The following is a 12,483-nucleotide window of genomic DNA, read 5'->3' on the forward strand; positions in this document are numbered from 1 at the left end:
AAAAAAAGTAAGAAACAACCCTCACAAACACACATCATTTTTAATTCTTCGATTGTCCGACTCAATTCTTTCACTGTTCGGGTCAATTCTTTCACTATCCGAGTCAATTCTTTCACTGTCCGAGTCAATTCTTTCACTGTCCGAGTCGATTCTTTTATTGTTCGGGTCGATTCTTTCACTGTCCGAGTCAATTCTTTCATCATCCGCATTCATTCTTTTACTATCCGAATCCATTCTTATAATATTTTAAGCAGTCCGTATTAATAATAAACAATAAGTACAGCAAAAACACTATTAATCAATTCCAAAAAGCAATATTTTCAAACTAAATAGATTGTATGGCGTGTGTATAATCACAAATCAAATGATGATGGCTTGAAAAAGCAAATTTTAAAGGCAATTGAGGATATTTTAGTATATTTTAAAATAAAAACACCAAAATAAGTATAAAAATGTTTTTTTATTTCAGAGAAACTCATAAATTTGGTTTTACAATAAGCCAACAATTAAAACAAAAAAAGTTATGAAAAAGCTACAAGAAAGAAAATTAAGCATGTACATCGTAGTCGAAAAAGGATTGCAAGGCGTCGATGACGAAATCGTCCAGCTCATCCCTCGTTACAAATTCTACCACGAGTCACTCATCAATCACATCGAAAACATTAAGACAGCCCGTGAAAAACAGGAAAAGAACATCACAGGTACAGCCAAGGTAAAGGCTACCTGCAGAGAAAAAGTAATAGAGAGCGCACTAGAGGTGGCAGTAAAAGTAAGAGCCTATGCCATCGACGAAGATATACAGGTGCTGGAGCAGGAAGTAAAATATTCTAAAACAAAATTAGAAGACAGTGCCGACACTGTTCTAAGGGACAGATGCCAGATCATCCACGACACTGCCAAAAAAGAATTGCAACACCTCAAACCCTACGGCGTTACAGCCCCGATGTTAGACAATCTTCAAAAAGACATCTACAGCTTTGTCCAACTCATTCCAGAGCCAAGGCTAAAAATCACGACCAAGAAGGACGCTACAGATGAGCTAAGCATCCTCTTCCTAAATACCGATAAACAGCTCAGAAAAATGGACAAGGTATTTGAGATGGTACGAGAAACCCATAAAAATTTCTACCGAAACTACAAGAACAACAGGATTGTCATCAACCCGGGGTCGCACCTCTCCTCAGTATTGGGAAATGTCAAGGACGAAAAAGGCAATCCTATTCAAAACGTAATAATCACCGAGCCAACAACAGGCTTGAACATAAAAACAGGAGCCAAGGGAACCTTCCGCATCAAGAAAATGGAACCCGGCAACTACGAATTCACCTTTGCCAAGAACGGCTTCGAGCTAAAGAAGGCAAAAGTAGCCATCAACCCAAAAGAAGCTACAAGAGTACATTTAGTCCTTCAAGAATTATAACCAATAAACAGCCGGCAGTAGCCGGTTTTTTTATGACTTTTTTATAACCACACAGCTAACCTTGTCAGCACACCTATTCTGTTAACGTTTCCTCAATTAACAACCCTTTCCCGGCAGAAGTCCTTAACTTTAAGTAGCTATAAAAAAGAATTGCTATACACTATTAATTAAAAAGTACAATTATGAAAAAGATTAGCCTACTAATTTGCACGGGTGTCTTGGCCCTCACATCCGTAAAGAGTCACGCACAGGAGTTCTACATCCGAGGAGGTGGAGGATATTCCATGGAAAACGCAAGTACAGAATTCAACAACGCCGATCCCAACGGACTCACAATGATCCGGCAGTCCACAGACATCACCGTAAACCCCGACGGTTCCGCCCGTGTTAAGTCCCTTAACGGAACCCTCGGAAGCGGTTTCAAAGGAAACATAACCGTAGGGTATATGTTCAATAAATACATCGGTGCCGAGCTAGGATTCAACTATTTTACAGGAGACGAAAAGACAATCGGTAAGCTCAACAGCCCCCTGATGCGCTCCGAAGCAAAAGCCTATCTCGAAGGGCTCGATGTCATGCCCGCCATCTTCCTTACGCCCGGGTTCGACAAGCTCAATCCCTATGCAAGATTCGGATTCCTGATTCCCGTTGCCGGAAAACTCCACATCGATAGCCAAGCCTATGCGCCAGATGCAGGCGGAGAAGGAGTAGATGTTAATGTAAAGGCAAGAACCGAAGTCGAGTCGCGCTTCAGCGTAGGTTTTGCAGGCGCGCTGGGTGTCGCCTATCCCATCACGCCAAAATTGCAAATCTTCGGCGAAGTCGAGATAAAGAGTTTGAGCATCAAGAGCAAGTCGGCCCAAATCAAGGAGTATGAAACCACTGCCATCACACCCGCAGGAACATCCCTCGTGCCGGGACAGCAACTAGCCGACCTTCCAAGAAATGAAACCCACTTTGAGTTCGAAGACAGCTACACCGAAGGACCAGAAGACCCTTCAAAGGCTCGAAAAATTCCAACACAGTTTGTCAACGCAAGTGGTCTAGGTTTTAATATAGGTGTAAGATACGGTTTCGGAAAATGAAAAAGCTGCTCCTAATAACAATAATGCTGGTCGGTTCGATAGGGCAGGCCAGCTTCGCCCAAAGCGTGGTGGGCAAATGGAAAACCATCGACGATGAAACAGGCGAGGCCAAATCCGTCGTAGAAATCTACGAAGAGGGCGGTAAAATCTACGGAAAGATCATCACCATCTTCGATAAGTCAAAAGAAAACGACGTCTGCAAGAAATGCGAAGGCGATAAGAAAAACAAACCCCTCAAAGGAATGGTCATCCTCCAAGGAGCCAAAAAGGACGGTTCGAGTTGGGAGGGAGGCACCATCCTCGACCCAACAAAAGGCAAGATCTACAAATGCACGCTAAGCTTGGAGAACAAAGACAAGCTAAAGCTTCGAGGCTATGTAGGGATTTCGCTCCTAGGAAGGACACAATACTGGGAGCGAGTGAAATAAGCCTCAAACAAGACGCCCACATTCTTATAAAAGCCCGATTCGTCGGGCTTTTCTGTGTTTTCAGCTCATAAAAAATAACATTCCAGGACAAGTTTTTGCATTATTTATAGCTACTTTTGCGGCACTTTAAGGTTCCTTCTCACGAGGATTAAAAGGGAACTCTGTTCAATGCAGAGGCTGTTCCCGCAACTGTAAGGTCTATCAAATATGTTTCAAGATGCCACTGCCAAAGCGGGAAGGCGAAACATTTGGACCGAGCCAGGAGACCTGCCTTTTAGTAAGTATTTAGTTTTCGGAGAAAAGACTCAAATGCGCAACTTCTACCGCTTTCCTTGCAGGGTTGGATTGTGCTTTTTCTATTTTCCGAAGACACATTTTTAAACCCCATAAACCCCTAACAGGAAATGAAAAAAAAATTACTAGTAGTAGTAGCGTTATTAGGAGTGCAATTCCTTTTTGCACAGGAAACCAAGAAAATCGAATTATTGGCTGTAGCCGAAGGTAACTTTGGAGGAACAAACGGCGATGTCTTTACCGTTTCCAACACATCAGGAGAGATGGTAACAGAGGGTCCGTTTTATCAAAATGCAAATGGCGTAGGCACCGGCTTCAATGTTTTGCAGGATTTTGAAATCGTAGGCGATAAAGCCATATTGGTTTCCAATGCCGCCGGATTTAGAGTGGTTATAGCCGAATATCCATCGCTAACGGCAATCGAAACCTTTACGAGTATGGGTTCACCGGCTGCAGTTGTGGGAGCGGGAGTAGGGTTTGCGTATGTTTCGTTCAGCAACCCAACAAGCCTTCGCCAAATCGACCTGACCAACAATACCATCACCCCGGTTATCGATACGGAGAACCTGGTTTCGGGCTCTTCTAAATTCATGGCCTATGGAAATGGTTATTTTTATGCCGCAATGGGAACAAGCATCCTGAAAGTAGATCCGACAACCAATACAACCGTATCTAAATTTCCTTTGAACATAGGAAGTATTACAGGTTTGCAATTTGATGCTGCTACCCAAAGTTTATGGGCATTGGGAAAAGTAAATGGTGTATCGGCCTTGCAGGAAGTAAATACGCAAGATGATAGTGTGGAAGAAGCGATTATCCTAACCGGAGTTACGAATGCTTCCCAGCTTCGATTTGGCAATCATAAATTGTATTTCCTTTCGGGAATAAACGTACACGCTTATGATATAGAAAATCCAGATCTCCCGACTTCGGCTATTTATACCAGCACTTTGCCTAACACCTATTTCTTTGCGTATGGAAAAGCATTTCAGGTTGACCCAGTATCGGGCGATTTTGTCATTGGAAATGCTTCTGGCTTTACAGGTAATTCTGCCTATGAAATCATTGATGGAACTACTTATGAGCAATTGGTTTCGGGAACTGTAACGGGTTGTATCGGAGTGAATGAGTTTGTCTTGAAAACGACAGATGGTTCTCTAGGCGTAACAAATCCTACTGCAGATCGTTTTACTTTTTACCCAAATCCAGCAACGGATATTGTAAACTTTCATTCTAACAACGACAGTAATTATACCGTGACACTTTACAACCAATTGGGAGTTGCCTTGAAAACCATCAAGAGCAATGCTGTAGATTCTACAATAAGCGTTGCAGATTTGCCATCAGGTATTTATTTCGCACAATTACAAACTGTAAACAGTACAACAACTACAGTAAAGAAGATTGTAGTTTCACACTAAAAATTTTATCTATTATAAGAAAAACGGCTGTGGTATCGAGATACTACAGCCGTTTTTTAATTATCTGAATGTATGATTGAAACTATTTCACCACTAATTTCTTGGTTGTAAATTTAGTTCCTGCATATATTTTTACAAGATAGATGCCGCTTGAAAGATTTTCAATGTTGATCTTACTTTCAGCAGTTTCCAAAACCTTGCTTCCTAAAACCGAATACAATTCTACTTTAGACACAGTGGTACCTTTCGAATCGATGTTCACGGTATTCGTTGCCGGATTCGGATACATTGTAATAGAATTGTTTAATTCATTCTCATCAATACCCAGATCACAATTATCGCCAACAACATAGCTGAAATACTTTGTAACAGCCAAACCTCCCGCAAAAGCAAACTTCACAGCATAAGTAATCGTAGCGCCAGGTGTCTGAGCCGTTAGTGTTTTTGAGAACGTTAATCCCGAAACATTCGTCATCTGCGTTTCAGCAAAAGGCGTTTGTTGCCACAGATAGGCGACTACTCCAACTTTATCGGTGTCCAGCATTTCAAAAGTAACGGTAACATCCGTACCGCTTGTTGCAAAAGTATAGTCATATCCGATAGAAAAAGAACCCTGTTGCGCTTCAGAACTTGTTCCAGAGCAAGCAGTCGTAGTGTCTGCCAAGGTTGTCGCCTGCAAAACAATTGCATTGTTGCTTGCTTCATTCCCAGATGCGTCACTTGCTTCAACACTGAAGCTATAAACCGTTTCCGGCGTCAGATTATTAATAATAACTGATTTCTGAACACCCGAAACTCCCGCAACAGACATGTTTTCAGTACCGTAAACAATATCGTAAACCACAGTACCGGAATTATCAGTACTGTTCAGCAATAATTCTACAGAAGTTGAAGTGATAGTTCCTACAGAAGCCGTAAAATTCACAGGTGCTTCGGTATCAGATCCACTGCTTCCACAATTCGCACCTACAACATAACTGATGTATTTTGTAACCGAAAGTCCGCCGGCATAGGCAAACTTAACTGCGTATGTAATCGTTGAACCTACCGTTTGTGCCGACAATGTTTTAGAAAACTTAAGTCCGCCTACATTGTCCATCTGCGATTCTGCAAAAGGAGTCTGTTGCCATAAGAAGGCCACAACACCTTGCTTGTCCGTATCAAGCATTTCAAAAGTAACAGTAACAGTATTTCCAACGGTTATAAAAACCGCTTCATATCCAATTGAAAACGCTCCCTGCTGTGCCTCGTTTGATATTTCCGAACAAGACATCACTGCCGAAACCGTCACATTTACAGCCTGAGATGTGCTTTCTGCACCATCATTATCGGTTGCAACCGCTGTAATCGCATGATTTCCTACACTTGGAGAAACCCATTCAAACGTGTAAGGCGCCGTAGCATCTTCTCCAATCTTATCTTCACCTGCATAAAACTCCACCAAGGCAATCGTTCCATCCAAATCAGTAGCCGAAGCCGTGATGTTGATGGTCGCTCCTTCAACATAGGAGGCACCATTCGCTGGAGAAGTAATCGACACTGCCGGACTAGCATTTCCGTTTGCAGAAACCAGAATCAACACTTCATCATTGGCAGAATACGTTCCGTCGCTTACTGTCAATTTGATTTTATAAACACCTTCAACCAAGTTGGAAACAACTGGCGAAACTGCAGCCGCATTATCAAAAGTAATGATCGAAGGACCATAAACTTGCTCCCAATTATGCGCGATTGTTTGCCCTTCCGGATCATTGCTCAACGAACCATTTAATGTTGCGGTTGTAGCCGGCAAAACCACGACCACATTTTCTCCTGCATTCGCAATTGGCGGAACAAAAGACAAAGGCGAGGCATACGCAAAATCCATTTTACCAAGGTTGAATTCTCCATTGGTCGCAACCAAACGCAAAACGTGCTGTCCTTGCGTCAAAGGGATGTTGTTGATGACTTTATTGGCCCAAGTTCCCCAATCGCTTGTTGTTGCGAAAGAAGTTGGAGGAGTTATTGCTGTTCCATCAATTTCAAAATAGAAAGGTCCACCTCCGTTGCTGTTTCCTGAAGCATATTGTAATGTTGCATTGTACAATCCTGAGGTTTGCACATCAATTGTATATTCCATCCATTCTCCTGCTGCAATCCATCCAACGGTTGCACCTTCTTGCACATCAAGAGCAGCATCTACATATTCTTCTGGCCTGTAACCGCCTTCATTGATTTGAGAAACATCATTATAGGAAATATTCTGACCCACTCCGCCTTCAAATTTATCGTAATTTCCTGCCTCAATAATGCCCGGGATTTGAAATGCCGTTCCAGAGAAAGGAACCTGCTCGCCAACTTGTATCGAAATGATGTTGGTTACATTAAATTGATCTCCAATGTAAACCTTTGCATACATACCGTGGATTCCCAAAGTCAGGTTTCCAGCTTGCGCTTGATAAGGTGCGGTGTTATCCTCGCTAATGAATGTATCTCCGTCATAAAACGAAACTTTTGTCACGCCATTTCCAGTAACAGCTGCAGTAAGATTCACACTTCCATTCGGATAAGCCTGATAAAAATCTGCCGACAGAACACCTGATGCATTAATGTCACGGCTCGTTACCATTTTGTTTGCAGGCACTTCTAAATTATATCCGTCAGAAAAGGCAACGGTGATAGGTGCGTCTGAATAGTTATGGGCTACATAAGTTGTTACGCCATTATCCACAAACGAAGCCGCAATCGGATAATTTGCCGTCACAGTTGTATTCACTCTTCCCAAAGCATTCATGGCATGAAGCCAATGATAGGTCTGCGCATCCGAAATACCGAATTTCAACCCTCTGTCAGGATAAGAATCATATAAATCTATTGCCGCCTGAGGATTTGTGAACGATAAATATTGCCAATACACATCGTGCCAAAGATTAGGATTTGCTTCGTTGTTCAAGATTCCCGTATTCGTTGAAATTTCGTTCCATAACGATTCGGCATACGCCGCATTATGTCCCAGATATAAAGATCCTCCGTGAATTGGATACATCTCGATACCATACGCGGCAGCGATATCCGAAGTCCAGAAAGTCTGATTGTCATAACCATTGCCCCAGATTCTGGAAGCCACTTTGTAACCATATCCCGGCTTGAAGGTCCTGTCGTGCATGTCAAACCAATACTCTTCCGTAGCAGTTTGTTCTGTTGTATAAATGTAAATTCCCAAATCTCTTATCGCGTCATCCTCGGTGATCGTTCCCCAATGAATCAAGGAAGAGGCAAACTGCATACTCTCCGAAGTCGATTCCTGATCATTTCCGAAAGGGAACGTCGCAAAACCATTCGCCCAGCTGTGTCCAGCATACGGACTGAAATTCCTCAAATAAGGAAACAATGGATCATTCCTATCCGCAGAAGCGGCATCACGAATCATCAGGTTGATCATAGGTCCCCATTGATCAGCCCATCCAGGTTCAAATTGCTCCATGAACGAAGCCGCGTGGATAAAATAGCCCCAATGAAAATGGTGGTCATTAATATTGTTGTCCTGACCGTGGCCTGCAGGATATCCAATCAAAGTTGACCAATTGGTATTGTAATAAAACAAAAAGGCAACCTCTCCTGATTCGGCTTTAAGCCAATCCTCAAGACGCTCTTTTATCGTGGCAACAATCTTGTTTCTCGATTCTATATTTCCCATTTCATCAGCAATACGCGCCGTTTGAATCAAGCGGTTCATCACCTGGCCTTCGTTGTACGAATCGGTCCAGGTTGCAAGCCCGTCGTTTTCAATCTGGGCAATCTTACTGTTCATTAAAGCAGGACTAAAGCCTTCGCTATAATTATCCAGATAGGGAAGTGTTGGTAAAATGCCTTTGAAAGTGTTTTCTACCGTAAAAGTATTGCTATCGAGCGTCTTGATTTCACCTCTAATAGAACTGTAATTATAGGCATTTGGCTGAGGTGATCCTGAAGCCAGATTTGCCCATTGATGAGGCAGCAATCCTAACAAGACATTGGTTTCCGTTCCTTCCTTTACATCCGTTGCAACATTGAAAACCGTTGTAAGTTTGGAAGTACTTTCACTGTAAGTCCATGTTGCGGTTGTATTGGTTGGAAAAACATAAGCATACTTCTTATATTCATTCGCAACTGTTGCAACACTTGCAGCGCTCGGTGGCAGATAGGCCATCGACCAATAGTTTTTATTGCTCAGAGTTGAGGTGTAAGTCGTTCCCGTTTGGGTCCACGTACTTCCAATTGGCGCATAAACTGCAAAGTCTGCACCCTGATGCGAATTGGTTACAACCAACATTTCATTTGAAATGACAACCATACCCTCTGTAATTTTTACACTCGCTAAATCGCTTGTGTTCTTTGTGAAATACACAAAAGGCATTCCAATTCCGGCAGTTGCACTGAAAGAATGAGTACCATTGCTCCAGTTCATGGAAACGGTCCAATCGGAATGATCCGAAACGGTTGCCTGACCAGCATTCAGTCCCGCAACACCAACTGTAATAGGCAGGGCGTCATCTATAGGCTGGCTGCTTCCATTTGGTGTAGAAGTGGGTACAATGTAGCTCACCACAAGTCCTTCATTGACCGTTTTCAATGCCAATGGATAATTGAAAAGATTGTTGGCGTGGTTCTGCTTCACCAATGCCGACCACCAATCGTTTGTTGGAACAGGCTTTCCTACGGCATTTCCACTCAATTGTGGTGTCCCCGAAGGAAAAGCATTTCTTCCAGCCGAATCGGTTCCTGGAAATACTGTGGTATAACTTCCGCTGCCCACCGTAGTTTGTGCACAAATCTGTTGCGACACAATAATAAAAATCAAAACAATAATTGCTTTAATATATTTTTCGTAATTATAAACCATAAAATTTATTTTTATGCTAATGTATGTGCAATTTTATTACACATCTCTAATTACAACAATATACAAACCATACAGATTTGATCAGAAGCTTAAAAATAGAAGTTTATACCTATACAACAACACTACAACGTTATAGTAAAAGTAACGCCATTGCTGAATTCTATTGGATGTTTTTAAAATTGTGAAAGAGAAATTAAAAAAAGAAAAATAGTGACTTCCGATGAAGTATTAATGAAAAAACCTATTTACTTAAATAAGTAAAAATTGCTTTATTGAAATCTTCATCATCAGAAATGAAGGAGCTCCTTATCGGAAGATAAAAAAGTTGTTCTTTTGGAAGCTGTCCTTTCAACCGAACAAAGTCTTTTTCGGTTGTAATAATAATTTTATGCTGTGCTTTATTTTTAATATTAGCAATATCCTTTTCAGTAAAATGATGATGGTCGGGAAACACCAAAACTTCATCATTTACTTTTTTCAGATGCTTGAAAAACGGCTCCGGTTTTGCAATTCCAGCCAAAAGAAGCTTGTCTACATTCTTTATATCCGAAACCTGTAGTTGTTTTTCTTCTGAAAAAATAGAAGAATCATAATCAATGTAAGTGAAATACAATTCCTGGTTCGGACTCAACTTCAATTTATTTTTGATACTTTTTTGCTCGTCAAGCGAAAGATTTGCTGGACATTTGGTCACGATAACAATGTTTGCCCGTTTGGCACCACTTCTGCTTTCGCGAAGATTTCCGGTTGGAAGTATATAATCATCCGCAAACAAATCATTATAAGCCGTCAATAAAATATAAAACCCAGCCTTTACTTTTCGATGCTGAAAGGCATCATCCAGCAAAATGATTTCTGGTTTAGTATGCTGATTTAATAATTGCTCGATTCCATTCTTCCGATTCGCATCAACAGCTATTTGAACGTTTGGAAATTTTTGATAGAATTGGAAAGGTTCATCGCCTAAAATTTCAGCGTTTGCGTTTTCATCTGCCAAGACAAAACCTTCTGATTTTCGTTTGTAACCTCTGCTTAGAGTCGCAACTTTATAGTTGTCAGACAATAATCGGATCAAGTATTCAATCTGAGGTGTCTTTCCCGTTCCGCCAACACTCAAATTTCCTACCGCAATGATGGGCAAATCAAAAGAATATGATTTTAAAATTCCTTTATCGAATAAAAAATTTCGAAAATAGGTAATGAAACCATAGAGAATGGTAAAAGGGAAAAGTATATATCGGAGTAATTTCATAAAATTATTTATCTGAGTAATGACCCATTGCAGAAACCACATATACGGTTACAATATTTTCGTTTACTCTATAAATTATTCTGTCTTTCCGATTAATTCTTCGAGACCAAAACCCCTTGTAATCATATTTTAATTCTTCTGGAGTACCTTCTCCCACAAATGGATTCTCGGTAAGCTCTAGAAGTATTTTTTCTATTTTCCTAATTGTAGCTTTATTTCCAGATTTATGATGAGCTTTTAAATCATTACGTGCGGTTTCATCAAACTCTACAAAATACTTCCCCATATATCTTCAGGATTTAATCTTGTAGTTTTGCCTTCTTTAATGTTTTTTTCTGCTTTTTTTACTTTGGCTATAAATTCAGGACTGTAAATATTTTTTTCCACTTTTATTTTTTTAGAATCCGATTCGATAATTTCTATCCCCTCGACTCCTTTAAAAAAAGATTCAGACATGGCCATAAAAGCTTTTCCCGCCTTGGTACGTTCGTTTATTTTTATAGTTAGCGTAGTCATAAGTAGTAAAATTTAATGTACAAATATACAAAAATCGTGCTGTTTAATTTCCCTTAAATCGCAATTTAAACCGTTACATTTTCTACCTTTGAATTGAAATTTCTATTAAATGAAAATAAAAGATATAATTGATGTTCTAGAAGAAATGGCTCCATCGGCTTATGCCGAAAGCTTTGACAATGTTGGATTGTTAGTTGGTGACCAAAATGAAGAATGCAAGGGCGTTCTGGTATGTCACGATGCTTTGGAAAATGTAATCGAAGAAGCTATTTCTAAAAACTGCAACCTTGTGGTTTGCTTCCATCCTATATTATTTTCGGGACTGAAAAAAATTACCGGTAAAAATTATGTAGAGCGTTCGATTCTAAAAGCCATTAAAAATGATATCGCCATTTATGCAGTCCATACCGCTTTGGACAACCATAAGGAAGGTGTCAACAAGATATTCTGTGATGCTTTGGGATTGATTAATACCAAGATATTGATTCCAAAAACAAATTTCATCCGTAAACTCATCACTTTCACAACACCCGAAAATGCAGACGATGTGAGGAATGCACTTTTTCAAGCTGGAGCTGGAACAATCGGAAATTACGACAATTGCAGTTTTAATACCGAAGGAACTTTTACCTTCAAGGGAAATGAAAACAGCAATCCCGTTATCGGTGAAAAAGAAAAACTACATACAGGAACAGAAATCAAAATAGAAGTTGTTTTCGAAAAACATCTGGAAGCTAAAATCCTCAAAGCACTTTTTTCAACTCATATCTATGAAGAAGTGGCGTATGAAATTTACGATCTTCAAAATTCCCATCAAAACATAGGCTTGGGTATGATCGGCGATCTTCCAACCGCTTTAACCGAAAGGGATTTTCTTCAATCAGTAAAAGATAAAATGCAGGCAAACGGCATACGCCATAGTGCATTCTTAAACAAAGAAATTAAGAAAGTCGCCGTTCTCGGAGGTTCTGGAAGTGATGCAATCAAGCACGCCATCCAGGCTGGAGCCGATGCATTTCTAACTGCAGATTTGAAGTACCATCAGTTTTACGAAGCCGAAAATAAAATTTTATTGGCCGATATCGGACATTTTGAAAGTGAACGGTATACAAAAAATTACATTGTTGATTATCTTACGAAAAAAATTCCTAATTTTGCAATCATTTTATCGGAAGAAAATACAAATCCAGTTAAGTACTTATAAGA

Annotated in this window: 10 protein-coding genes and 1 riboswitch; of the genes, 5 read left to right on the plus strand and 5 right to left on the minus strand. The window is 40.4% G+C overall.

Going from position 1 to position 12,483, the window contains the following annotated elements; all coding sequences use genetic code 11:
* The coding region (locus tag ACI6PS_RS13510; protein WP_421013097.1) for a hypothetical protein at positions 1–203 on the minus strand (203 nt) is incomplete at its 3' end.
* A 320-nt stretch (positions 204–523) separates the two neighbouring features.
* On the opposite strand from ACI6PS_RS13510, the gene ACI6PS_RS13515 reads away from it, so the two are divergent.
* The 4 genes from ACI6PS_RS13515 (at position 524) to ACI6PS_RS13530 (ending at position 4,648) form a co-directional block, all read left to right on the plus strand.
* The gene (locus tag ACI6PS_RS13515; protein WP_421013098.1) at positions 524–1,420 is read left to right on the plus strand and encodes a carboxypeptidase-like regulatory domain-containing protein; all 897 of its coding nucleotides are present in this window, start codon (positions 524–526) and stop codon (positions 1,418–1,420) included.
* Positions 1,421–1,602: 182 nt separating this feature from the next.
* Positions 1,603–2,505 (plus strand): outer membrane beta-barrel protein, encoded by a 903-nt coding sequence (locus ACI6PS_RS13520; RefSeq protein WP_421013099.1) that lies wholly within the window; start codon positions 1,603–1,605, stop codon positions 2,503–2,505.
* Positions 2,502–2,933, plus strand: coding sequence for a DUF2147 domain-containing protein (locus tag ACI6PS_RS13525; RefSeq protein WP_421013100.1), 432 nt, complete (start codon positions 2,502–2,504; stop codon positions 2,931–2,933). The genes ACI6PS_RS13520 and ACI6PS_RS13525 overlap by 4 nt, the downstream gene beginning before the upstream one ends.
* A gap of 112 nt (positions 2,934–3,045) precedes the next feature.
* Positions 3,046–3,223: riboswitch (cobalamin riboswitch) on the plus strand.
* 114 nt (positions 3,224–3,337) lie between these two features.
* Complete coding sequence (locus ACI6PS_RS13530; protein WP_421013101.1) at positions 3,338–4,648, plus strand: T9SS type A sorting domain-containing protein; 1,311 nt, start codon at positions 3,338–3,340, stop codon at positions 4,646–4,648.
* Positions 4,649–4,730: 82 nt separating this feature from the next.
* Here ACI6PS_RS13530 and ACI6PS_RS13535 read toward each other — a convergent pair whose 3' ends face one another.
* From ACI6PS_RS13535 to ACI6PS_RS13550, 4 genes are all read right to left on the minus strand, one after another.
* Entirely contained in the window at positions 4,731–9,509 is a 4,779-nt protein-coding gene (locus tag ACI6PS_RS13535; RefSeq protein ID WP_421013102.1) for a glycosyl hydrolase, read from the minus strand.
* A gap of 241 nt (positions 9,510–9,750) precedes the next feature.
* On the minus strand, positions 9,751–10,761 hold the full coding sequence (lpxK, locus tag ACI6PS_RS13540) for a tetraacyldisaccharide 4'-kinase (protein WP_421013103.1): 1,011 nt from the start codon (positions 10,759–10,761) through the stop codon (positions 9,751–9,753).
* Between the two features lie 4 nt (positions 10,762–10,765).
* Positions 10,766–11,047 (minus strand): Txe/YoeB family addiction module toxin, encoded by a 282-nt coding sequence (locus tag ACI6PS_RS13545; protein ID WP_421013104.1) that lies wholly within the window; start codon positions 11,045–11,047, stop codon positions 10,766–10,768.
* On the minus strand, positions 11,029–11,277 hold the full coding sequence (locus tag ACI6PS_RS13550) for a DUF2683 family protein (RefSeq protein ID WP_421013105.1): 249 nt from the start codon (positions 11,275–11,277) through the stop codon (positions 11,029–11,031). The genes ACI6PS_RS13545 and ACI6PS_RS13550 overlap by 19 nt, the downstream gene beginning before the upstream one ends.
* Before the next feature lie 109 nt (positions 11,278–11,386).
* Between ACI6PS_RS13550 and ACI6PS_RS13555 the strand changes: the two genes are divergently transcribed.
* Positions 11,387–12,481 carry a Nif3-like dinuclear metal center hexameric protein gene (locus ACI6PS_RS13555; RefSeq protein ID WP_421013106.1) on the plus strand — a complete coding sequence of 365 codons (1,095 nt, stop codon included), beginning with the start codon at positions 11,387–11,389 and terminating at the stop codon, positions 12,479–12,481.
* Positions 12,482–12,483: the final 2 nt, after the last annotated feature.

The organism is Flavobacterium sp. PLA-1-15 (assembly GCF_049060005.1).
Taxonomy (GTDB): domain Bacteria; phylum Bacteroidota; class Bacteroidia; order Flavobacteriales; family Flavobacteriaceae; genus Flavobacterium.